General features: G+C 68.0%; 19 protein-coding genes. All 19 read left to right on the top strand.

Features of this window, described 5'->3' with window-relative positions; all coding sequences use genetic code 11:
• Positions 1 to 465: 465 nt before the first annotated feature.
• The 19 genes from mraZ to recN all read left to right on the top strand — a co-directional run bounded on the left by mraZ (position 466) and on the right by recN (position 23,825).
• Positions 466 to 924, top strand: a complete 459-nt coding sequence (gene mraZ / locus IEX88_RS12265) for a division/cell wall cluster transcriptional repressor MraZ (RefSeq protein WP_188850953.1) — start codon at positions 466 to 468, stop codon at positions 922 to 924.
• Entirely contained in the window at positions 921 to 1,958 is a 1,038-nt protein-coding gene (rsmH, locus tag IEX88_RS12260) for a 16S rRNA (cytosine(1402)-N(4))-methyltransferase RsmH (protein WP_188850952.1), read from the top strand. The genes mraZ and rsmH overlap by 4 nt, the downstream gene beginning before the upstream one ends.
• Positions 1,959 to 1,961: 3 nt before the next feature.
• Positions 1,962 to 2,318, top strand: coding sequence for a cell division protein FtsL (gene ftsL / locus IEX88_RS12255; RefSeq protein WP_188850951.1), 357 nt, complete (start codon positions 1,962 to 1,964; stop codon positions 2,316 to 2,318).
• A complete protein-coding gene (locus IEX88_RS12250) occupies positions 2,318 to 4,051 on the top strand; it encodes a peptidoglycan D,D-transpeptidase FtsI family protein (protein WP_188850950.1) in 1,734 nt (577 codons plus the stop codon). The genes ftsL and IEX88_RS12250 overlap by 1 nt, the downstream gene beginning before the upstream one ends.
• A 76-nt stretch (positions 4,052 to 4,127) precedes the next feature.
• Entirely contained in the window at positions 4,128 to 5,576 is a 1,449-nt protein-coding gene (locus tag IEX88_RS12245) for a UDP-N-acetylmuramoyl-L-alanyl-D-glutamate--2,6-diaminopimelate ligase (RefSeq protein WP_188850949.1), read from the top strand.
• Entirely contained in the window at positions 5,573 to 7,033 is a 1,461-nt protein-coding gene (locus IEX88_RS12240) for a UDP-N-acetylmuramoylalanyl-D-glutamyl-2,6-diaminopimelate--D-alanyl-D-alanine ligase (protein WP_188850948.1), read from the top strand. The genes IEX88_RS12245 and IEX88_RS12240 overlap by 4 nt, the downstream gene beginning before the upstream one ends.
• A gap of 3 nt (positions 7,034 to 7,036) precedes the next feature.
• Entirely contained in the window at positions 7,037 to 8,119 is a 1,083-nt protein-coding gene (gene mraY, locus IEX88_RS12235) for a phospho-N-acetylmuramoyl-pentapeptide-transferase (protein ID WP_188850947.1), read from the top strand.
• 10 nt (positions 8,120 to 8,129) lie between these two features.
• Entirely contained in the window at positions 8,130 to 9,521 is a 1,392-nt protein-coding gene (gene murD, locus IEX88_RS12230; protein WP_188850946.1) for a UDP-N-acetylmuramoyl-L-alanine--D-glutamate ligase, read from the top strand.
• Between the two features lie 3 nt (positions 9,522 to 9,524).
• Positions 9,525 to 10,679, top strand: a complete 1,155-nt coding sequence (ftsW, locus tag IEX88_RS12225) for a putative lipid II flippase FtsW (RefSeq protein ID WP_188850944.1) — start codon at positions 9,525 to 9,527, stop codon at positions 10,677 to 10,679.
• Positions 10,680 to 10,824: 145 nt separating this feature from the next.
• Positions 10,825 to 11,928 (top strand): undecaprenyldiphospho-muramoylpentapeptide beta-N-acetylglucosaminyltransferase, encoded by a 1,104-nt coding sequence (gene murG, locus IEX88_RS12220; RefSeq protein ID WP_188850942.1) that lies wholly within the window; start codon positions 10,825 to 10,827, stop codon positions 11,926 to 11,928.
• Positions 11,929 to 11,948: 20 nt separating this feature from the next.
• Positions 11,949 to 13,364 carry a UDP-N-acetylmuramate--L-alanine ligase gene (gene murC, locus IEX88_RS12215; RefSeq protein WP_188850940.1) on the top strand — a complete coding sequence of 472 codons (1,416 nt, stop codon included), beginning with the start codon at positions 11,949 to 11,951 and terminating at the stop codon, positions 13,362 to 13,364.
• Positions 13,364 to 14,335: a UDP-N-acetylmuramate dehydrogenase gene (gene murB, locus IEX88_RS12210; RefSeq protein ID WP_188850938.1), complete on the top strand. Its 972-nt coding sequence runs from the start codon at positions 13,364 to 13,366 to the stop codon at positions 14,333 to 14,335. The genes murC and murB overlap by 1 nt, the downstream gene beginning before the upstream one ends.
• Positions 14,336 to 14,766: 431 nt before the next feature.
• Positions 14,767 to 15,690, top strand: coding sequence for a D-alanine--D-alanine ligase (locus IEX88_RS12205; RefSeq protein WP_188851299.1), 924 nt, complete (start codon positions 14,767 to 14,769; stop codon positions 15,688 to 15,690).
• Positions 15,678 to 16,583, top strand: a complete 906-nt coding sequence (locus IEX88_RS12200; protein WP_188850936.1) for a cell division protein FtsQ/DivIB — start codon at positions 15,678 to 15,680, stop codon at positions 16,581 to 16,583. Before IEX88_RS12205 ends, IEX88_RS12200 begins: the two co-directional genes overlap by 13 nt.
• Positions 16,580 to 17,908 carry a cell division protein FtsA gene (ftsA, locus tag IEX88_RS12195; RefSeq protein WP_188850934.1) on the top strand — a complete coding sequence of 443 codons (1,329 nt, stop codon included), beginning with the start codon at positions 16,580 to 16,582 and terminating at the stop codon, positions 17,906 to 17,908. Before IEX88_RS12200 ends, ftsA begins: the two co-directional genes overlap by 4 nt.
• A 118-nt stretch (positions 17,909 to 18,026) precedes the next feature.
• Positions 18,027 to 19,613, top strand: a complete 1,587-nt coding sequence (gene ftsZ, locus IEX88_RS12190) for a cell division protein FtsZ (protein WP_188850932.1) — start codon at positions 18,027 to 18,029, stop codon at positions 19,611 to 19,613.
• A gap of 299 nt (positions 19,614 to 19,912) precedes the next feature.
• Positions 19,913 to 20,866 carry a UDP-3-O-acyl-N-acetylglucosamine deacetylase gene (gene lpxC / locus IEX88_RS12185; protein ID WP_188850930.1) on the top strand — a complete coding sequence of 318 codons (954 nt, stop codon included), beginning with the start codon at positions 19,913 to 19,915 and terminating at the stop codon, positions 20,864 to 20,866.
• A 250-nt stretch (positions 20,867 to 21,116) separates the two neighbouring features.
• Entirely contained in the window at positions 21,117 to 21,998 is an 882-nt protein-coding gene (locus IEX88_RS12180; RefSeq protein ID WP_188850928.1) for an outer membrane protein assembly factor BamD, read from the top strand.
• A gap of 156 nt (positions 21,999 to 22,154) precedes the next feature.
• Positions 22,155 to 23,825, top strand: a complete 1,671-nt coding sequence (gene recN / locus IEX88_RS12175) for a DNA repair protein RecN (protein ID WP_188850926.1) — start codon at positions 22,155 to 22,157, stop codon at positions 23,823 to 23,825.
• The last annotated feature ends 153 nt before the right edge of the window (positions 23,826 to 23,978 follow it).

Here is a 23,978-nt window from a genome sequence, read left to right as displayed (position 1 = left end):
CAATTTCTAGTTGTTTTTTGGCTCCGTCACTCTTGATGACGATCAGCAGCACCGCATTGTTTTTTCGGCATGAATCCGTTTCGGGCGGTTAGCTGCCTAGTGAGCTCTGGATTGCAGTGCACTCGCTCTCGCCATGGCGGCTCGGACTCGCCCGAACGCTTCGAAAAACTGAATATTCATAAGTCGTTAAGGTTATCGCGGGATGATCATGGGACTGTCCGTTCCGGGATCGGTGTGGGCAAATCCCATTGACGCCCATAGGGTCCCATGTTATCCCTCACCCCGTCAGAACAGCGCCTGAAGGCGCCCTTTTCAAAACCTTTTCGATGCAACTCCGAGGGGATCGGAGGCAGCGCCACCCGCGGCTCCATCCGCGGGAGCAGGCTTCTTATTGTCGGCGCTTGGCCGGATTGGCGGGGACCGAAATGACATGGGTACTGGTCGATCTGGTTGGCGAGGGGCGTGATGGACAGGTTCCTGTCCAACAGCGTCAACAATATCGACGCCAAGGGCAGGGTGTCGGTACCCGCCGCCTTTCGCCAGATCCTCGCCCAGCGCGGATTCAAGGAACTCTATGCCATGCAGTCGCTCGGCACGCCGGCGATCGACGTCGGTGGCATGGACCTCTTGCAACGCTACGAACAGCGGCTGGAAGCGGAAGACCCGTTCAGCGAAGCCTATGCCGACATGTCGCTGTTCACCTACGGGGACGGCGCCTTCCTGAAATTCGACCAGGAGGGCCGGATCACCGTGAGCGATTTCGTGCGCACCCACACCGGCATCACCGACAAGGTCACCTTCGTCGGCCGCAATACCTTCTTCCAGCTCTGGGAACCCTCGCAGTTCGAGGCGCACCGGGCCGAGGCGCGTGCACGGCTGCTGGCCATGCGCGGCGCTTCCGCGTCGAAGGGAGTGCAGGAATGATGGCGGGACCTGGCGGGATCGAGGCGCCCGCCGAGGGCGGACCCTCGCGCCATGTTCCGGTGCTCCTCGACGCGGTCGTCGCCGCGCTCCAGCCGGCGCAAGGCCAGTGGATCATCGACGGCACCTTCGGCGCCGGCGGCTATTCTCGCGCTTTGCTCGCCCGGGGCGCGGGCGTCATCGGCATCGACCGCGATCCCGGTGCGATCGAGACCGCCACCGCCATGGCCGCGACGGCGGGCGGTCTCCTGAAGCCGGTACACGGCCGCTTCGGCGATCTCGAGGCCATCGCGCAGGAGCAGCTCGGCGGCCGCGTCGACGGCGTAGTTCTCGATATCGGCGTCTCCTCGATGCAGATCGACGAGGCCGACCGAGGCTTCTCCTTTCAGAAGGACGGCCCGCTCGACATGCGCATGAGCCGTTCGGGCCCGAGCGCTGCCGACGTCGTCAACCGCCTGAAGGTCGGGGACCTCGCGCGGGTGCTGAACTTCCTCGGCGAGGAGCGGCAGGCGGGACGCATCGCCCGGGCGATCGAGGCGCGGCGCGCCGAGCGGCCGTTCGAGCGGACGCTCGATCTTGCCGGCCTGGTGCTGAAGGTGATCGGCCGGGCGCCGAAGGACCGCATCGATCCGGCGACACGGACCTTCCAAGCCCTGCGGATCTTCGTCAACGACGAGCTCGGCGAACTGGTGCGGGCGCTGATCGCCGCCGAGAACGTCCTGAAGCCCGGCGGGCGCCTCGCCGTCGTGACCTTCCATTCGCTCGAGGACCGGCTGGTCAAGCGCTTCTTCCGCGAGCGCTCCGAGCAGGATTCCGGCTCCCGGCATCTTCCCGACATGGCCTTGAAGCCGCTGACCTTTGTCGCCCGCAACAAGCCGATCACGGCGGACGACGCCGAGATCGAGACCAATCCCCGGTCGCGTTCGGCCAAGCTGCGGGTGGGCACGCGAACCGACGCCGCCCCCCGCGAGGCGCGGCTCGCCGGCCTGTTCGCCGACTTGCCGTCGCTGGTCGACCTTCCCGATGCAGGAGCCTGAGAGATGCTGAAGACGATCGACATCGTTCTCATCGCCGTCATGGTCTCGGCCGCCGCCTGGACCTTCAAGATCAAGCACGAGGCCGAGCTGATCGAGGACCAGGTGCATGTCGTGGAGCGCAAGGCCGCCCTCGAGCGCGAGACGATTGCGCTGCTCGAGGCGGACTGGAGCCTTCTCAACCAGCCCGATCGCCTGCAGCGCCTCGCCGAGGCCTTCAAGGCGGATCTGGCGCTGGAGCCGCTGCGGCCCGAGCAGATCGTCGAGCCGGACGAACTGCCCGCCGAGCCGATCAATCTCGTCCCGAACGGGACCGACACACTCGGCGGCTACGCCGACAACTCCAAGAGCCTCGTACGGTGATGATCAAGCTTCCCAAGCTCCCCCGTCGTCAGGCCCCCGCGGCAGCGGAGGGCGGACCTGCCTCTGCACCCACGCGTGCCTTCTCCCGGCGCCGGCCCGTCGAGGCGCCGCGCAACCGTCAGCGCTTCTTCATCGCCATCGGCCTGTTCTGCTGTGTCTATGCGGTCATCGGCGGACGGCTGGTGATGTGGGGAAGCCTGCCGACCGATGGCGGCGGCTACCAGGCGAGGGCGCAGGTCGTCGCGGCCCGGCCCGATCTCGTCGACCGCAACGGCCAGGTTCTGGCCACCGACATCAAGACCGCCTCGCTGTTCGCCGAGCCGCGCCGCATCGTCGATCCGGACGAGGCCGGCGAGCTCCTGCGCACCGTTCTGCCCGATCTCGACGCCAAATACCTGCACACGCGGCTGGCGAGCGATGCCGGCTTCGTCTGGCTGCGGCGCGAGCTGACGCCCCGCCAGCAGCAGGAGATCTTCGCTCTCGGCATCCCCGGCATCGGATTCCGCACCGAGAAGCGCCGCTTCTATCCCGGCGGCAACACGGCCTCGCATATCGTCGGGTCCGTCAATGTCGACAATCAGGGCATTGCCGGCATGGAAAAATATGTCGACGATCAGGGCCTGCGTGACATCCAGAATCTGGGTCTGGCGGCGAACAACGAGCTCGAGCCGGTCAAGCTGTCGATCGACCTGCGCGTCCAGCACATCATGCGCGACGAGCTCGCCGCGGCCATCGTGCGCTACCGGGCGATCGCCGCCGCCGGCATCATCCTCGACGTGACCACCGGCGAGGTGGTCGCCATGGTGTCGATGCCGGACTTCGATCCGAACAACCCGGTCGAGGCGCTAAAGAAGGAAAATCTCAACCGCATGTCGGCCGGCCTGTTCGAGATGGGCTCGACCTTCAAGAGCTTCACCACGGCGATGGCGCTCGATTCGGGCCTGGTGAAGATCACCGACATGTTCAGCACCGAGCCCTTCCGCGTCTCCGGCTTCACGATCAAGGAATTCCACAGCAAGCACCGGCCGCTCTCCGTGCCGGAAATCTTCCAGTACTCGTCCAATGTCGGCTCGGCGCGCGAGGCGGACATCGTCGGCATCGAAGGCCACAAGGCCTTCCTGACCAAGCTGGGCCTCCTGTCTCGGATCCAGACGGAACTGCCGGAAGTGGCGACGCCGACGCAGCCGAAGCAGTGGAAGAAGATCAACTCGATGACGATTTCCTACGGTCACGGCATCTCGACGACGCCGCTGCAGACGGCGGTCGCCGCCGCGGCGCTGATGAACGGCGGCTATCTCATCCCGCCGACCTTCCTGCCGCGCACGGCCGAAGAGGCGCAGAAGCTGGCGGTCCAGGTGATCAGCAAAAAGACCAGCGACGAGATGCGCTACATGTACGAGCTGAACGGCGAGCACGGCTCAGGCCGGCAGGCGCTCGCCCCCGGCTACCGGGTCGGCGGCAAGACCGGAACGGCCGAGAAGGTCGTCAACGGCCGCTACGTCGGCAACAAGCGCTTCAACGGCTATCTCGCCGCCTTCCCGATGGATGCGCCGCGCTATGTCACGCTCGTCGTCGTCGACGAGCCGCAGCCGGTTCCCGGTTCCGGCCAGGGCGCGACGGCGGCCTCGAACGCGGCCCCGACGGCCGGCGCGATCATCCGGCGCTCGGCGGCCCTCCTCGGCGTGAAGCCCGATTTCGGCGACCGGGGAAAATCCTTGCTCGTCTCCTACTAACGGCTAGAACGGGCTTTCGAGATTTCCGGGCCGGCGGGCAACCGCCGGCTTTCCGGTACAAAGCGGAATATGCTTAATGAATTTGTCCGAGCTTGCGCAGGGGATTGCCGGGGGTGGCGACGGTCGGGAAATCCCGGTGACCGGTCTCTTCTCCGACTCGCGCGCCGTCCAGCCCGGCGCGCTGTTTGCCGCGCTGTCCGGCGTGAAGGCCGACGGCGCGAGCTTCGTGCGCGAGGCTGAGGCCAAGGGTGCCGTCGCGATCCTGGCGGCCGAGGGGGCGGACCTTCCGACCGACCTGCCGGTTCTCCGGGCCGCCGATCCCCGGCGGGCGCTGGCGCTGATGGCGGCGCGCTTTTCCGGTCCGCAGCCGAAGACCATCGTCGCGGTCACCGGCACCAGCGGAAAGACCTCGATCGCCGCCTTCGTCCGGCAGATCTGGAGCGCCGCCGGGCACCCGGCCGCCTCGATCGGGACGACCGGCGTCGTGGCGCCTGGCCGCGACGAATACGGCTCGCTGACCACGCCCGACCCGATCGAACTGGCCCGGCTGATGGCCGAGCTCGCCGCCGAGGGAGTCACCCATGCCGCGATGGAGGCTTCCAGCCACGGCCTCGACCAGCGCCGGCTCGACGGCGTGCACCTGTCCGCCGCCGCCTTCATCAATCTCGGGCGCGACCACCTCGACTATCATCCGACGGTCGAGGACTATTTCGCCGCCAAGATGCGCCTGTTCGACACGCTCCTGCCGACCGGCGCGCCGGCGGTGATCTTCGCCGACGACACCTGGTCCGACCGCGCCATGGCGATCGCCCTGCAGTCCGGTGCCGACGTCCTGACGGTCGGCCGCAAGGGGACGTTTCTCGCCCTCAAGCGCCTGGAGCATGAGCGTCACCGCCAGATCGCCGAGATCGAGGCGGAGGGGCGCATCCACCGCGTCGTGCTGCCGCTCGCCGGCGAGTTCCAGATGGCCAATGCGCTCGTCGCGGCGGGCCTTGCCATCGCTACCGGCGTCGAGCCGGGACAGGCGCTGCACAGCCTGGAAGGCCTGAAGGGGGCACCCGGGCGCCTCGAGCTGGCTGGCACCACGGCCAGCGGGGCACCGGTTTTCGTCGACTACGCCCACAAGCCAGAGGCCCTGGAAAACGTCCTCTCCGCCGTTCGGCCCTTCACCACCGGGCGCGTCATCGTCGTGTTCGGCTGCGGCGGCGACCGCGACCGCGGCAAGCGGCCGATCATGGGCGAGATCGCCAGCCGTCTCGCCGACATCGCCATCGTCACCGACGACAATCCGCGCTCGGAAGTGCCGGCCAGCATCCGCGCCGAGATTATGGCGGCCGCGCCCGGCGCCGAGGAAATCGGCGACCGCCATGCCGCCATCCGGGCAGCCGTGGCGTCGGCCGGCGCGGGCGACACCGTGGTGATCGCCGGCAAGGGGCACGAGACCGGACAGACGGTCGGCACGACGGTCCATCCGTTCAGCGACCACCAGGAAGTGCGCGCCGCGATCCGGGAGGCAGGCCAATGACCGGCTTTCTCTGGGAGATCGATGCCCTCGTCGCCGCGACCGGCGGCCGACCGATCGGCGCCATGCCGGCAGGGATCACCGGCATCTCGATCGACACGCGGACGCTGCAGCCGGGCGAGGCCTTCTTCGCCATCAAGGGCGAGAATTTCGACGGCCACGCCTTCCTGACCGCCGCCGTAGCGGCGGGGGCGGGCGTGCTCGTCGTGGCCAAGCACAAGCTGCCGGCGCTGGGGCGCGTGCAGGCCCAGATCATCGTCGTCGACGACGTTCTGAAGGCGCTGGAGCGCCTGGCCGCGGCCTCGCGGGCGCGCTCGAAGGCGCAGATCGTCGCCGTCACCGGCAGCGTCGGCAAGACCACGACGAAGGAAGCGTTGCGCCATGCGCTGGCGTCCTGCGGCTCGGTGCATGCCTCTGCGGCCTCGTTCAACAATCACTGGGGCGTGCCGCTCAGTCTCGCCCGCATGCCGGCCGAGACGCGCTACGGCATCTTCGAGATCGGCATGAACCATCCCGGCGAGATCCGGCCCCTGGTCAAGCTCGTGCGCCCGCATGTCGCCATCGTCACGCTGATCGCGCCCGCCCATCTCGGCCATTTCCGCGATCTCGACGAGATCGCCGTCGCCAAGGCGGAGATCTTCGAGGGGCTCGTTTCGGGCGGCGTTGCCGTGCTGAACGGCGACGATCCGCAATGCGGCCCGCTCGCCGGCATGGCGCGCGCCGCCGGGGTCTCGACCATCAAGACCTTCGGCACCGGCCCGGACTGCGACTTCCGCCTGCTCGATTATGCGGCGACGCCGGAAGGCGCGCGGGTGCAGGCGCGGATCGACGGCATCGAGGTCGACCTGGCGCTGGCCGCCGCCGGCCGCCACATCGCCGAAAATCTCGTGGCCGTGCTCGGAGCGGTCTCCCTGGTCGGCGCCGATGTTTCTGCCTGCGCGGCGGCGCTCGCCAGCTGGCGAGCCGGCAAGGGACGCGGCGAGCGTCATGTCCTGAACGTCGAGGGCGCCGGAGACATCGTCCTCATCGACGAAAGCTACAATGCCAATCCGGCCTCGATGCGCGCCGCGATCGCCGTCCTGGCGGCGACGCCCCCTGGCGCCGAAGGGCGGCGGATCGCCGTTCTCGGCGACATGCTGGAACTCGGCACGCGCGCGGCCGATCTGCACGCAGCCCTGGCCGCGGAACTGCTCGCCGCCGCCGTCGACAGGGTCTTCCTCGTCGGCGAGGCCATGAAGGCCCTCGACGAGGCGCTCGACCAGTCGCTGGAATGCGAATGGCATCAAGGCGTTGAAGAGCTTCGGACAAGCCTGATGCGGCAACTTCGCTCCGGCGACGTGGTCATGGTGAAGGCGTCGAACAGCATTGGCCTGTCCAAGGTCGTCTCCGGCCTCCTGGCCAGCCATTCTCCCACGACGGTGCCAGATGGCACCGACGCAGCGACCACGCAGGAAATCTGATCGATGCTCGAATATCTCGGTCACTTTTCCCAGGACATCGCCGCCTTCAACGTCTTTCGCTACATCACCTTCCGCACGGGAAGCGCGATGATCACCTCGTTCATCATGGTCTTCCTGTTCGGGCCGGCGATCATCGCCGCCCTCAGGATCCGCCAGGGACGGGGGCAGCCGATCCGGGCCGACGGCCCGCAGACGCATTTCAAGAAGGCGGGAACGCCGACCATGGGCGGCCTGATGATCCTGTCGGGCATCATCGGCTCGACGCTGCTCTGGGCCGACCTGTCCAACATCTACGTCTGGACGGTGCTCATGGTCACCGTCGGCTTTGGCGCCATCGGCTTCTACGACGACTACCTGAAGGTGACGAAGCAGTCGCACAAGGGCTTCTCCGGCAAGGCGCGCCTCGGGCTGGAATTCCTGATCGCCGGCATCGCCTGTACGCTCATCGCCTATGCCGGCACCGGCAGCTTCGCCACCTCGCTCGCCTTCCCCTTCGTCAAGTCGCTGCTGATCGATCTCGGTTGGTTCTACGTCGTCTTCGCGGCCTTCGTGGTGGTCGGCGCCGGCAATGCCGTGAATCTGACGGACGGGCTCGACGGCCTCGCCATCGTGCCGATCATGATCGCCTGCGGCGCCTTCGGCCTCATCGCCTATCTCTCGGGCAATGTGAACTTCGCCAACTACCTGCAGATCCACTACGTCTTCGGCACCGGCGAACTCGCCGTCGTCTGCGGCGCGGTGATCGGCGCCGGTCTCGGCTTCCTCTGGTTCAATGCGCCGCCGGCGGCGATCTTCATGGGCGACACCGGTTCGCTGGCGCTGGGCGGCATGGTCGGCACCATCGCGGTCGCCACCAAGCACGAGCTGGTGCTGGCGATCATCGGCGGCCTCTTCGTCATCGAGGCGATGAGCGTCATCATCCAGGTGGCGAGTTTCAAGCTGACCGGCAAGCGGGTTTTCCTGATGGCGCCGATCCACCACCATTTCGAGAAGCTCGGCTGGACCGAGAGCCAGGTCGTCGTGCGTTTCTGGATCATCGCCTTCATGCTGGCCTTCGTCGGCCTGTCCACCCTGAAGCTGCGCTAGGAGGGCGAGGATGATCCCGGCCACCACCTTCGAGGGCAAGCATGTCGCGCTGTTCGGCCTCGGCGGTTCCGGCCGGGCGACGGCGCTGTCGCTGCTGGCGGGTGGCGCCGAGGTCCTGGCCTTCGACGACAATCCGGCGAGCGTTTCGGCGGCCGAGAAGGACGGCATCACCTGCGCCGACCTCAGGTCTGCCGACTGGAGCCGGTTTTCGGCCCTGGTTCTGTCGCCCGGCGTGCCGCTGACGCATCCCAAGCCCCATTGGACGGTCGAGCTGGCGCGCACCGCCGGCATCGAGGTCATCGGCGACATCGAGATCTTCTCCCGCGAACGCGCCCGGCACGCGCCGACGGCGCCGTTCATCGCCATCACCGGCACCAACGGCAAGTCGACGACGACCGCCCTGATCGCCCATTGCCTCGCCTCGGCCGGACGCGACACCCAGCTCGGCGGCAATATCGGCGTCGCCGTTTTGACGCTCGACCCGCCGGCGCCGGAGCGCTTCTACGTCGTCGAGTGCTCGTCCTACCAGATCGATCTGGCACCCGGCATCGCGCCCTCGGTCGGCATTTTTCTCAACCTGACGCCCGATCATCTCGATCGCCACGGCACCATGCAGCACTATGCCGAAGTGAAGGCGCGGCTCCTGGCCGAGGCGCAAACGCCGATCGTCGGGATCGACGACTGGGACGGCCGCAGCATCGCCGATGCCCTGGCGACGAACGGCGGGCTGCAGCGAATCTCGCATCACGAACCTGTCTCGCACGGGGCCTATTTCGACGGCGGCAGCGTCATCCAGATGCGCCGCGGCCAGGAAGTGGCGCGGTTCGACATCAGCGCGATCGGCTCGCTGCGCGGGCGGCACAATGGCCAGAATGCCGCCGCTGCCGTCGCCGCCCTTTCGGCGAGCGGGCTCGACGCCGCCGAGATCGCCGAGGGGCTCAAGAGCTTCCCCGGTCTCGCGCACCGGATGGAAGAGATCGGGCGGGACGGGGCCGTCCTGTTCGTCAACGATTCCAAGGCCACCAATGCCGAGGCGGCAGCGCCCGCGCTCGCCGCCTTCGAGCGGATCCACTGGATCGCCGGCGGCCTGCCGAAGGATGGCGGCATCTCGACGCTCGCGCCGTTCTTTCCGCGCATCGCCAAGGCCTATCTGATCGGCGAGGCGGCTCCGGTGTTTGCGGCGACGCTGGGCGAGGGCGTTCCGTACGAGATCTCCGGCACGCTCGAGACCGCCGTCGCCCATGCCGCGCGCGACGCCGCCGCGACGGGCCAGCCGGAAGTGGTGCTGCTTTCGCCCGCCTGCGCCAGCTTCGACCAGTTCCGCAATTTCGAAGTCCGTGGCGATACGTTTCGCGAGGTTGTGCGGCGGTTGCCGGGCATCCAGCTGTTGGGAAAGGGCTGATCCATGTCCAATCGCGTCAAGCGGGGTGTGATGACGGACTGGTGGTGGGGCGTCGACCGCTGGTTCCTCGCCGCCTTCCTGATCCTCATGGTCGGCGGCCTCGTCCTCTCCTTCGCCGCCAGTCCGCCGGTGGCCGAGAAGATCGGCCTCGAGCCCTTCCACTTCGTCAAGCGGCACGCGGTCTTCCTGGTGCCGTCGATCCTGGTCATGCTCTTCACCTCGATGCTGACGCCGCGCGGCATCCGGCGGACGGCGCTGGTGATGCTCGCCGCCTCGATCGCGCTGATGATCCTCGCTTTGTTTTTTGGCACCGAGGTCAAGGGCGCGCGGCGCTGGGTCGACATCGGCCCCTTGTCGCTGCAGCCGTCGGAATTCATGAAACCGGCCTTCGTCGTCATCTGCGCCTGGCTCTTCGCCGAGAAGGCCCGGCGGGCCGACATTCCCGGCAATCTCTTCGCGATCATCCTCCTGTTCATCGTCTGCGCGCTGCTCGTTGCGCAGCCCGATCTCGGCCAGACCATACTGACGGCGGGCGCCTGGGGCGGCCTGTTCTTCATGGCCGGCATGCCCTGGATGTGGATCGTCGGCCTCGGGGGCCTCGCCGCAGGCGGCTTCTTCGCCGCCTATACCTTCTTCCCGCACGTGGCGAGCCGCATAGACCGCTTCGTCACCGGCGAGGGCGACACCTTCCAGATCGACACGGCGCGGGAGGCGATCCTGCACGGCGGCTGGCTCGGCCGGGGACCGGGCGAGGGCACGGTCAAGCGCATGCTGCCCGACAGCCATACCGATTTCGCCTTCTCGGTCATCGCCGAGGAGTTCGGCATCATCGCCTGCATGCTGCTCGCCTCGCTGTTCTGCTTCATCGTCATCCGCGGCCTCTCGGTGGCGCTGGCGCAGCGCGACCCGTTCACGCGGATGGCGATCTCCGGCCTCGTCTTCCTCTTCGGCCTGCAGTCGATCATCAACATGGCGGTGAACCTCCAGCTGATGCCGGCCAAGGGTATGACGCTGCCCTTCATCTCCTATGGCGGTTCGTCGATGATGGCGGTGGCGATCGCCGCCGGCTTCGTCCTCGCTCTGACCCGCCGCAAGCCGGAAAATGCCTCGCAGACCGACCGGCTGATGGACCGGACGATGGCACTTGGGGCGATGTAGGAGAGGCGCCAAAGGTTGGACGACAGCCGCTGAAGCCGAGGGCCTTGCTAGGATCTTGCGCCTGGTCGCCTGTCGGGGTGACTGACGATCGCCGTCTCATGCTAATAGACCCGACGCATCAGCATCGGCCGACGGGGCAATACGCATGAACGGACCTATCCTCCTCTCCGCCGGCGGCACTGGCGGCCACTTGTTTCCCGCCGAGGCGCTGGCGCACGAGCTCGTCGCCCGCGGCTTTACCGTGCATCTGGCGACGGACGAGCGGGCAGGGCGTTATGCCGAGCGCTTTCCGGTGGAGCACATCCATGTCGTGCCCTCGGCGACCTTTGGCTCGAAGAATCCGCTGCAGGTGGCCAAGTCGCTGGCCAAGCTGTGGAAAGGCTTCCGCATCGCCAGCCAGGTGGTCCGCTCGATCCGGCCGTCCGTGGTCGTCGGCTTCGGCGGCTATCCGACCGTGCCGCCGATGATGGCGGCGGCGCGCGCCGGACGGCCGACGCTGATCCACGAGCAGAACGCCGTGATGGGCCGGGCCAACAAGTTCCTGGCATCCCGGGTGACGCGGATCGCCGCCGGCATCCCGCAGGATCATGCCGACAAGGCCACTGCCGGCAAGATCACCGTCACTGGCAACCCCGTGCGCCCGGCGGTGCTGGAGGCCGCGAGCTTCCCCTACAAGCCGCGCGACTCCGCCGGCCGCTTCCGGCTCGTCGTCTTCGGCGGCAGCCAGGGCGCGCAGTTCTTTGCCGATGTCATGCCCGAGACGATCATGGCGCTGCCGGCGGAGTTGCGGCGCCAGCTGCACGTCACCCAGCAGGCCCGGCCCGAGCAGGAGGAGCGGGTGCGCGCCTTCTATGCAGCCGAGGGCATCGAGGCCGACGTCTCGCCCTTCTTCACCGACATGGCCAAGCGGATCGGCCGGGCGCAGCTCGTCGTCAGCCGCTCCGGCGCCTCGACCGTGTCGGAGATCGCCGTCATCGGTCGCCCGGCGATCCTGGTGCCCTATCCCTATGCCCTCGACCATGACCAGGCCGCCAACGCCGCGCTGATCGAGGCCGCCGGGGGCGCGATGGTCGTGCCGCAGGCCGAGCTGTCGCCGGAGCGCCTCGCCGGCCTGATCGCCGATTTGGCGAACGATCCCGAGCGGGCCGCGACGATGGCTGCCGCCGCACGTTCGACGGGGATTCCCGATGCGGCGCGGTTGCTTGCCGATGTCGTGGAGTCTATGTCCGGCAAAGCCAACACCAACTGACCATCCGAACGGAGACCCTCATGAAGATGCCGCCCAATATCGGCCCGGTGCATTTCATCGGCATCGGCGGCATCGGCATGTCGGGCATCGCCGAAGTGCTCGTCACGCTCGGCTACACCGTCCAGGGCTCCGACCAGAGCGAGAACGCCAACGTCCAGCGGCTGCGCGAAAAGGGCGTCACCGTTCACATCGGCCACAACGCCGACAATCTCGGCCTCGCCGAAGTCGTCGTGGTGTCGACCGCGATCCGCCGCAGCAATCCGGAACTGGCCGCCGCGCGCGAACGCCTTCTGCCGGTCGTGCGCCGCGCGGAGATGCTCGCCGAGCTGATGCGCTTCCGCCACGCCATCGCCATCGGCGGCACGCATGGCAAGACGACGACGACCTCGATGGTGGCGACCCTGCTCGACGCCGGCGGCCTCGATCCGACGGTCGTCAATGGCGGCATCATCAACGCCTATGGCACGAATGCGCGCATGGGCGAGGGGCCGTGGATGGTCGTCGAGGCGGACGAGTCCGACGGCACCTTCCTGCGTCTGCCGGCCGACATCGCCGTCGTCACCAACATCGATCCCGAACACCTCGACCACTACGGCACCTTCGACAAGGTGCGCGAGGCGTTCCGCGCCTTCGTCGAGAACGTGCCCTTCTACGGCTTTGCCGTGATGTGCCTCGACCACCCGGAAGTGCAGGCCCTGGTCGCGCAGATCGAGGACCGGCGGATCATCACCTATGGTGAGACCCCGCAGGCCGACGTGCGCTTCGAGAACCTGCGCGTCGAGGGGCCGCGGTCGGTCTTTGACGTGACGCTGCGCGACCGTGTCACCGGCACGACCATGGTGATCCGCGACCTCGTTCTGCCCATGCCGGGTCGCCACAACGTCTCCAATGCCACCGCGGCCATCGCCGTGGCTTACCGCATCGGCATTCCGGCAGAGGCGATCAAGACGGGCCTCGCCGCCTTCGGCGGCGTCAAGCGGCGCTTCACCCATACCGGCACGGTCGGCGGCGTCGACATCTACGACGATTACGGTCACCACCCCGTCGAGATCCGTGCGGTGCTCGCCGCCGCCCGCTCGTCCGCCAAGGGCCGCGTCATCGCGATCGTCCAGCCGCACCGCTTCACCCGGCTGCAGAGCCTGTTCGCCGATTTCGCCGCCTGCTTCAACGACGCCGACACCGTCGTCCTCGCCCCGGTCTATGCCGCCGGCGAGGAGCCGATCGAGTTCGTGAACTCGGAAATGCTGGTCGAGCGCATGAAGCTCGGCGGCCACCGGGATGCCCGCCTCGTCGATGGGCCGGAAGAGATCGCGCCGCTGATCGACCAGCTGGCGCAGCCGGGCGATATGGTCGTCTTCCTCGGCGCCGGCTCGATCACGCAATGGGCCTACGCCCTGCCGAAGGAACTGACGGCGCTGCAGGGCAAGCGGGCCTGATGTCGCCGGCGGCAGCGATCGACGGCGCGGCGCTGCTCGCCCGCCTCGGCGACCGGCTCGCCGGCATTCGCGGGCGGATCACGCCCGATGCCGGCATGGACAAGATCACCTGGTTCCGCGCCGGAGGACCGGCCGAGCTTCTGTTCCAGCCCGCCGACGAGGCCGATCTCGCCGCCTTCCTCCAGGCGCTGCCCGCGGAGATCCCGGTGACCATCGTCGGCATCGGCTCCAATCTCCTGGTGCGCGATGGCGGCATTACCGGCGTCGTCATTCGCCTCTCGGCCAAGGGTTTCGGCGAGGCCACGGCCATAGACGCCACGACGATCCGCGCCGGCGCTGCCGCGCCCGACAAGCGGGTCGCGGCGGTGGCGCTGGAGGCGGGGATCGGCGGCTTCCATTTCTACCACGGCATTCCCGGTTCGATCGGCGGCGCGCTGCGCATGAACGCCGGCGCTAACGGCACCGAAACCCGCGAGCGGGTTCGCTCGGTGCGCGCCATCGACCGGCAGGGGCGCCTGCATGTCCTCTCCAATGCCGAGATGGGCTATGCCTATCGTCATTCCGGCGCCGCCGCGGGCCTCATCTTCACCAGTGTCGACCTCGAGGGCGAGCCGGCGGACCGCGCGGACATCCGCGCCCGCATGGACGAGGTCCAGCACCACCGCGAGACGGTGCAGCCGGTGCGCGAGAAGACCGGCGGCTCGACCTTCAAGAATCCGGACGGCACCTCCGCCTGGAAGGAGATCGACCGCGCCGGCTGCCGCGGCCTCATGATCGGCGGGGCGCAGATGTCGGAACTGCACTGCAATTTCATGATCAACACCGGCGCGGCCACCGGCTTCGACCTGGAGACGCTGGGCGAGACTGTCCGGGAGCGGGTCTTCGGCACATCCGGCATCGACCTGCACTGGGAGATCAAGCGGATCGGCGCGTTCGCGCCCGGCCGCGAGGTCGTGCCCTTCGCCGGCTAGCGTTTCCGGCCACGGCTCGACCGCGCCCGAAACCTCTGGTCTCGATGGCCGCGCCGGGCAAAGGGGCGAACCGGGGCGAGCTTCGTCTCTCTGGCCTCCAGACAGCCGCTCCGGCGCCGCGCGTTCCGTCCGAGCAGCGAGCCCGGCGACCGTGTCGAAGGCGCAAAACACACCGCGGGCAGGGCACGCCGGCGGTTGCTGGCGCCCATCAGGTTTCGCCCTCGGCGCCCTTTCCTTGACCCGTTCCCGACGTCCCGCCGCGGCAACACGGCCGAAGCGATGCAAGGCTGCATCACTCAAGTCCCGGGTTTTGCGTTCTTTTCAACGCCGTTACGATTTTGTTGCAGTGGTCAGCCCGCCTTAACGCCTGCTTAACCATCGGCAGGCGATGAATGATCCAGACGCCGTTTCGGCGCGAGGGTCGGATGACGATGACGAAGCATGTGGCGGTGTTGATGGGCGGGTTTTCGAGCGAGAGGCCCGTCAGCCTTTCCTCGGGAAATGCCTGCGCCGACGCTCTGGAGGCGGAAGGCTTTCGCGTGACGCGCGTCGATGTCGGTCGCGACATCATGACAGTTCTCGCCGACCTGCAGCCGGACGTCGCCTTCAACGCCCTGCACGGCCCCTTCGGTGAAGACGGCAAGATCCAGGGCGTCCTGGAATATCTGCAGATTCCCTACACCCATTCCGGCGTGCTCGCCTCGGCGCTCGCCATGGACAAGGTGAAGGCCAAGATCCTCGCCAAGGCGGCGGGCATTCCCGTGGCCGACGCCAAGGTCATGGACCGCCGCCTCGTTGCCGAGAAGCACGTGATGGCGACGCCCTATGTCGTCAAGCCGATCGCCGAGGGCTCGAGCTTCGGCGTCCTGATCGTGCGCGAGGACCAGGCGCACCCGCCGCAGCAGCTGTTCGGCGCCGAATGGGCGTTCGGCGACATGGTGATGGTCGAGCGCTTCGTGCACGGCCGCGAACTGACCTGCGCCGTCATGGGCGACGTCGCCCTCGGCGTCTGCGAAATCACGACGGAAGGCCACGCCTTCTACGACTACAACTCGAAATATCTGCCGGGTGGCTCCCAGCACGTGATCCCGGCCGCCATTCCGGCCAGCGTCACCCGGCGCGTTCAGGAATATTCGCTGGCCGCGCACGCCGCCGTCGGCTGCCGCGGCGTCAGCCGTTCGGACTTTCGCTACGACGACCGTTTTGGCGAGGGCGGCGAACTGATCTGGCTCGAGATCAACACCCAGCCCGGCATGACGCCGACCTCGCTGGTGCCTGATATCGGCCGCGCCGCGGGACACTCGTTCGGCGAGCTCCTGAGCTGGCTGGTGGGAGATGCATCATGCGGTCGCTGAACGCGGATCGGCGTCCCGCGGCAGCCCCGCGCTCCCGCCTCGGCTTTCGTCTGTCGGTTGCCGGCCGTCGGCTGGCGGCGCTGGGCGAGCGGCTGTCGCACATTTCGGCGCCGCGCTTCGGCACGATCGCCACGGTGCTGCTCGCCTCGACGGGTCTCTACGGGATGACGCTCGGCGGCCATACCGGCACCGTCATCGATGCGGTCTCGCAGCCGCTCGGCTTCTCGATCGACAAGATCGACGTGTCCGGCAACAGCGAGACCTCCGAGATCGACGTTCTCCAGGCGCTCTGGCAGACCGGCGCGCAGAGCCTGCCCGCGCTCGACCCGGAAGCGGCCCGCCAGGCGCTGGAGGCCGAGCCCTGGATCGAGACGGCTTCGGTCGCCAAGACCTATCCCGACCGCGTGGCCATCACGCTGACCGAGCGCAAACCCTTCGCGCTCTGGCAGAAGGGGCGCGAGCTCTTCGTCATCGACCGCGATGGCCGCGAGATCGTGCCCTATGTCGTCGGCCGCTTCTCCGGCCTGCCCTTCGTCGTCGGCGCCGGTGCGGCCAAGCACTCGGCGGAATTTCTTGAGGCGATGGAAGTGCTTCCCGAGCTTCGCGCAAGGGTGAAGGCGTACATTCGGGTCGGAGACAGGCGTTGGGACCTTCGCCTGGAGAACGGCATGACCGTTCGCCTGCCCGAAGAAGGCGCCATCGAGGCCGCGGCCGACGTCAGCCGCATGGATAGGGAACTGGGCTTGCTGTCGCGTGACATTCTCGTGGTCGACATGCGCATCGAGGATCGGGTGGTCGTTCGCCTGACGCCCGACGCGCTCGTGCGCCGCGATGCGGCCGTCAAGGAGCGCATGAAGAACATCAAACGCATGCAGAAGGAGAAGCCGGTATGACGTTTCTGTCCCGGAACTCCCGCGATCTGCCGCGCATGCGCGCTTTGCCGGGCCGTCGTACCCGCATCATTTCGATCCTCGACGTCGGCACCACCAAGGTGACCTGCCTGATCGCCCGGCTGAAGCCGCGCGAGGCGAGCGAGATCCTGCCTGGCCGTACCCACGAGATCGAGGTCATCGGCATCGGCCACCAGCGCTCGCACGGCATCAAGTCCGGCGTCGTCGTCGATCTCGACGCGGCGGAGAAGGCGATCCGCTATTGCGTCGACGCGGCCGAACGCATGGCCGGCCTCACCATCGATTCCCTCATCGTCTCGCTCACCGCGGGCCGGCTGACGAGCGTCCGCGGATCGGCCGAGATACCGATCCACGGCGCCGAAGTCTCGGCAGCCGACCTCAAGCGCGTGCTCAACCTCGCCGCCCGGGCGCCGGTCGACGCGGGGCGCCTGGCCCTGCACTCGGTTCCCTTCGACATCTCGCTCGACGGCGAGACCGGGCTGGAGAACCCGCAGGGCATGATCGGCCAGCGGCTCGGCGCCGACATGCACATCCTCACCGCCGAGGAGACGCCGCTGCGCAATCTCGAGGCGGCGATCAACCGCGCCCGTCTCGTCGTCGAGGCCTTCGTCGCCACGCCCTTCGCCTCGGGTCTGGCCTCGCTCGTCGACGACGAAGCGGAGATGGGCTCGGCCTGCATCGACATGGGCGGCGGCGCGACGACCATCGCCATCTTCCAGAACGGCCGCTTCGTCTATGCCGATTCGGTGGCACTGGGTGGCCAGCACATCACCATGGATCTCGCCCGCGGCCTGTCGATCCGGCCCGACGACGCCGAGCGCCTGAAGGTCATGCACGGCTCCGCGATGAGCGAGCTGATGGCCGATTCCGATACGGTGGAAGTCGCCCCGCTCGGCGAGGACGGTTTCGAGGCGCCGATCAACGTCGCCCGTTCGCTGGTGGCGCGGATCATCCGCCCGCGCGTCGAGGAGACGCTGGAACTGATCCGCGACCGGCTCGCCGCCTCGGGTCTCGGCCATGTCATCGGCAAGCGCGTCGTGCTGACGGGCGGCGCCAGCCAGCTCGCCGGCCTCAGCGACACCGCGCGCCTCATCATGCAGCGCAATGTCCGGCTCGGACGCCCCGTCGGCGTCGCCGGACTGACCGCCGCCAACAAGAGCCCGGCCTTCGCCACGGCGGTGGGCCTCCTGATCTACCCGCAGGTGTCGACCATGGAGCATTTCCCGGAAAGCGCGGCGGGGAGCTTCGCCTTCGACGAGACGACCCGCGTCGGGCGCCTCGGCTCCTGGCTGAGACAAAGTTTCTAAGCATTCCGGCGGGGGTCCCGCCGGCAGACGAACGTCGCGCGCCGCGCGCCTTCGAGACCAACCAGACCTTCAGGCCGACGCGGCGACACGGCCACCATCGCGAAAGAGGAACCAGGACATGTCTATCAACCTCGCCAAGCCCGACATCACCGAACTGAAGCCCCGGATCACCGTGTTCGGTGTCGGCGGCGGCGGCTGCAACGCGGTCAACAACATGATCAATGCCGGCCTCGAAGGCGTCGAGTTCGTCATCGCCAACACCGATGCGCAGGCACTGCGTTCCTCCCGCGCCGAGCGCGTCATCCAGATGGGCGTCGCCGTCACCGAGGGTCTCGGCGCCGGTTCGCAGCCGGAAGTCGGCCGCGCCGCCGCCGAAGAGTCGCTGGACGAGATCTGCGATCACCTTCTCGGCTCGCACATGTGCTTCGTCACCGCCGGCATGGGCGGCGGCACCGGCACCGGTGCTGCCCCGGTCGTTGCCCGCGCCGCGCGCGAAAAGGGCATCCTGACCGTCGGCGTCGTCACCAAGCCGTTCCACTTCGAGGGCCAGCGTCGCCTGCGTATCGCCGAGCAGGGCATCGAGGATCTGCAGAAGAACGTCGACACGCTGATCGTCATTCCGAACCAGAACCTGTTCCGCATCGCCAACGACAAGACCACCTTCGCCGATGCCTTCGGCATGGCCGACCAGGTGCTCTACTCCGGCGTCGCCTGCATCACCGACCTGATGGTCAAGGAAGGCCTGATCAACCTCGACTTCGCCGACGTCCGTTCGGTGATGCGCGAGATGGGCAAGGCGATGATGGGCACCGGCGAAGCTTCCGGCGAGGGCCGCGCCATGGCCGCCGCCGAGGCCGCGATCGCAAACCCCTTGCTCGACGAGACCTCGATGAAGGGCGCCAAGGGCCTCTTGATCTCGATCACCGGCGGCCGCGACCTGACCCTGTTCGAAGTCGACGAAGCGGCGACCCGCATCCGCGAGGAAGTCGACTCCGACGCCAACATCATCCTCGGCGCCACCTTCGACGAGAGCCTGGAAGGCGTCATCCGCGTCTCGGTCGTCGCCACCGGCATCGATAAGACGGCGCAGGAAGCCTACGACCGTCCGATCGAGATCCGCCACGCGCCGATGATGCAGCGCCCCGTCGCTGCGGCGCCCGCGCCGGCTCCGCAGATGCACCAGCCGGCACCCGCTCCGGCGATGCCGATGGTTGCCGAGACCCGCGCCCCGGCGCCGGTCTACCAGGAAGAGCCGATGATGGAGAGCCTCGACATCGAGGACGACTTCACCGCCGCGCTGCAGGCCGAGATCGCCGAAGTCGCCGTCCATGCGCCCGCCGCCGCCGATCATCGTCGCGAGGCGCCGATGGCCGCCCTGCGCATGCCGCGCGTCGAAGACTTCCCGCCGATGGTGCAGGCCGAGTATTCGAACAAGACCGCCGCCGAGGCCGCCGACGACAAGGGCCCGATGGGCCTGCTGCGTCGCCTGACCACCGGCCTGTCGCGCCACAGCGACGAGGAAGCCGCTGCCGCCGAGGCCTCGCGCCAGGCCCGGGTCGAGCCGCGCCGTGCGGCCGAGCCCAACCCCTACGCCCCGCGTCGCCAGGCAGCCGAGACTGCGGCCCGTCCGGTCGCCGCCCAGCGTCCGATCAGCGACGACGAGCAGCTCGAAATCCCGGCCTTCCTGCGCCGCCAGTCGAACTGATCGGCCAAGCGTTGCGCTGAAACCACAGGGTCCGCCTTCACAAGAGGCGGGCCCTTTTCGTATCTATCTGATTTGATTGAAGTTTTATGCGTTAACATCGGGTTGATGGTAACAAAGGGTAAGAATCCGTGATTTGGCTGGAACGTCGCCGGCAACTACGTTGAGCTTGGAATTTAGGGGACTTTCAACGCGGCCGTCTTTCTGGGGAGGAAGACCGGCGCCCGAAGCGAAGGTTTCACCGTCGGGGCCGACAGTAGTGTTGCTCTCTCCTCGCCGTGGTGTTGAAAGGACTTTCTTACGTGATCATTCATCAGCACACGATCGACGCGCGCATCGATTTTGACGGCGTCGGCGTTCATGCTGGGACCTCGGTCCGACTGACGCTTCTCCCCGCGCAGGCACACAGCGGCATCGTCTTCCACCTGATGGATGCCGAAGGCGCCATTGTGCGGAGCATCAAGGCGCTGTCGTCGAACGTTCCCGCCACCGATCTGTCGACCATCGTCGGCGACCCGTCGGGCCAGCATGTCGCCACCATCGAGCACCTGATGGCGGCGCTCTATGCCATGGGCGTCGACAATGTCGCGATCGAGATCCACGGCAACGAGATTCCGATCATGGACGGCTGCTCGTCGGCCTTCGTCGCGGCGATCGAGGCCGTCGGGCTGCGCAGCCAGGTAGCGCGTCGCCGCTACATCCGCGTGCTGAAGCCGGTGCGCGTCCAGATGGGCGCCTGTGTCGCCGAATACCTGCCGCATGCCGGCACGCGCTTCGAGATCGAGATCGATTTCCCGACCCCGGCGATCGGCCGCCAGACCTTTGCGGGCGAACTGTCGCCCGGCCTGTTTCGGGATGAACTCTCCCGGGCCCGCACCTTCGGTTTCATGAAGGATGTCGAGCGCCTGTGGGCCTCGGGCCATGCGCTGGGCTCGTCGCTCGACAATTCGGTGGTGATCGGCGACGACGACCGCATCATCAACCCGGACGGCCTGCGCTTCGTCGACGAGTTCGTGCGCCACAAGGCGCTGGACGCCGTCGGCGATCAGGCGCTTGCCGGTGGGCGCATCCTCGGCTGCTATCGCTCCTATCGCGGCGGCCACAAGCTCAACGCGATGGCGCTGCAGGCGCTGCTCGCCGACGAGAGCGCCCATGAGATCGTCGAGATGCCGGAGCGTCGTCGCGACATCGTGCGGCATTCGCCGCTGATCGCCGCGGCCGTCGCGGCGCCGGCCTACGGGCCGCAGACGCTCTGACATCGCCCGCCGCACCCGCTGGTTTTCCCGGGACGCAAGTCCCGGCAACGCCGCGCCTCTCCGGGGCGGCGCAAAGGCATCGGCGGCGGTCGGCGTGCCGGCGCGTCATGCCCCCCGCTTGGCGTGTCCTTGCGGTCCACGCCTTAAAAAAGGCGGGATGGATCGCCTTCAAACGTTGCTGGCGGCCCCTGTCTGATCTAGACAACGCGGGGCTTCGGGACAATCCAGGGGAATTCGGGAGATGCGCCACATGACGCCATCGCGCACGACGACAGCGACATCCACGCTGGCGCGGATTTCGGTCTGCCTCGTCCTGGCCACATCCGCCCTCGCGCTGTCGGGCTGCATGTCCGGCAAGGACGACGACATCGACGTGCTGGCCCTGGCGGCCGAGACCGAGCCGGCGGACGTTCTGTACAATCAGGGCCTGGCCAATCTCGAAGGCGGACGCCTCAAGGAGGCGGCGGCCAAGTTCAATGCCATCGACCGGCAGTACCCCTATTCCGAATGGGCCCGTAAGGCGCTGGTGATGCGTGCCTTCACCAGCTACCGCAGCGGCGAATACGAGGAAGCCGTCACCTCGGCGCGGCGTTATCTCAATACCTATCCCGGCACCAGCGAGGCGGCCTACGCCCAGTACATCATTGGCCTTGCCTACTACCGCCAGATCCCGGACGTGACGCGCGACCAGAAGGCCTCGGCCCGCGCCGCCGCCGCGATGCAGGAGGTGATCGACCGCTATCCGGAATCGGAATATGCCGAGGATGCCCGCACCAAGATCCGCTTCTCGCGCGACCAGCTCGCCGGCAAGGAGATGCAGGTCGGCCGCTACTACCTCGAGCGCCGCGAATACATCGCCGCCATCAACCGCTTCAAGCGCGTCGTCGACGCCTTCCCGCAGACCCGTCATGTCGAGGAAGCGCTCGCCCGCCTGACTGAAGCCTACTACGCCATGGGTCTCGTCCAGGAGGCGCAGGCCTCGGCCTCGGTGCTCGGGCAGAACTTCCCGGATTCGCAGTGGTACAAGGATTCCTACGCGCTGCTGCAGTCCAAGGGACTGGAGCCGCGGGCAGGCTCCGGCGACTCCTGGTTCGGCAAGGCGACCCGGGCCATTACCGGCGCGCCGTCCTGAACCCAGCAGCGACCTTCGAGACGACGACAGGGCCGGAGCGCAAGCGCTCCGGCTTTTTCGTGTTTCGGTGCCGAGGACCTTGGATGGCGGCGCAGAAGGCCTATCTTGGCCTTCGCCGGTTGCCATTTTGCCGGACAGCGATTAGCGACTGACGGCATGCTTGTTCACCTTTCGATCCGCGACATCGTCCTCATCGAACGTCTCGACCTTGCGCTGGGTGACGGCCTCTCCGTGCTCACCGGCGAGACGGGTGCCGGCAAGTCGATCCTGCTCGATGCCCTGGCGCTGGCGCTCGGCGGGCGCGGCGACGGATCGCTGGTGCGCCATGGCGCCAAGCAGGGCGAGATCACCGCGGTCTTCGATCTGCCCTCGGGCCATCCCGCCCGCCGCGCCCTGACGGAGAACGGCTTCGAGGACGATGGCGACCTGATCCTGCGGCGTATCCAGAGCGCCGATGGCCGCACCCGCGTCTTCATCAACGACCGGCCCTCCAGCGTCGCCCTGATGCGCGAGATCGGTGCCGGTCTCGTCGAGATCCACGGCCAGCACGACGATCGGGCGCTGGTCGATCCGGAAGCGCACCGGCGGCTCCTCGACGACTACGGCGGCCTTCGCACCGAGGCGGAGGCGACGGCCCGCGCCCATGCCGACTGGAAGAAGGCGGAGGGCGATCTCCTGCGCCACCGCGCCAAGATCGAGGCCGCGGCGCGCGAGGCCGACTATCTGCGCGCCGCCGTCGCCGAGCTGTCGGAGCTTGCGCCCGTCGTCGGCGAGGAGGAGGAACTCGCCGCGCGCCGCCAGTTGATGATGAAGTCCGAGAAGATCGCCAGCGACGTCGCCGAGGCGCATGACGAGCTTTCCGGCCATTCGTCGCCCATCCCCGGCCTTGCCGGCCTGCTGAAGCGGCTCGACCGGCGCAAGGACGAGGTGCCGGGCCTCCTCGACGATACGCTGGAGCGGCTGGATTCGGCGCTCGACGCGCTGTCCGACGCACAGATGAGCCTGCAGGCGGCGCTGCGCGGCCTCGAATTCGATCCGCGCGCGCTGGAGGAGGCCGAGGAGCGCCTGTTCGCGCTGCGCGCCGCCGGTCGAAAATTCTCGCGGCCCGTCGACGCGCTGCCCGATCTCATGGCGTCGATGATCGGTGATCTCGCCGACGTCGATGCCGGCGAGGAGCGCCTGGCGCGGCTCGAGGTCGAGGTGCGGGAGAAGCGCGCCCATCTCGACGCGCTCGCCGCCGACCTGTCCGTCAAGCGCATCGCCACGGCCAAGCTCCTCGAAGCCGCCGTCATGGCGGAACTGCCGGACATGAAGCTCGAACGCGCCGCCTTCCTGGCGGAGATGGCGCAGGATGCGGCGAACCCGAGCGCCGCCGGCATCGACACGGTCGAGTTCTGGGTTCGTACCAATCCCGGCACGCGCGCCGGCCCGATGATGAAGGTCGCCTCCGGCGGCGAGCTGTCCCGCTTCCTCCTGGCGCTGAAGGTGGCGCTTGCCGACAAGGGGTCGGCGCCGACGCTGGTCTTCGACGAGATCGACACCGGCGTCGGCGGCGCCGTCGCCGACGCCATCGGCCGCCGGCTGGCGCGCCTCGCCGGGCGGGTCCAGGTGCTGTCGGTCACGCACGCGCCGCAGGTCGCCGCGCGGGCGACGACGCATCTCCTCATCTCCAAGGCGCAGAGCCGGCCCGACGACGAGCGCCTCGCGACCCGCGTCGTGCCCATCGAGGGCGACGGCCGCACCGAGGAGATCGCCCGCATGCTCGCCGGCGAGAGTATCACCGCGGAAGCGCGGGCGGCTGCGGCGAAGCTGATCGGGGCGGTGTAGGGCGCGCAATCGTTCAGGGCACGTTGCTGCCGCTCCACCCCTCATGCTGAGCCTGTCGAAGCACGAGGGGTCGGCACAAGGGGGGAGCGCAGGGGTGCGTGGCCCTCGTCCTTCGACAGGCTCAGGATGAGGGCCATGGAGGCGGCGGGGCCA

The sequence above is a fragment of the Aureimonas glaciei genome (genome assembly GCF_014643375.1).
Lineage (GTDB): Bacteria > Pseudomonadota > Alphaproteobacteria > Rhizobiales > Rhizobiaceae > Plantimonas > Plantimonas glaciei.
This window is presented reverse-complemented; position numbering and strand designations above follow the sequence as displayed.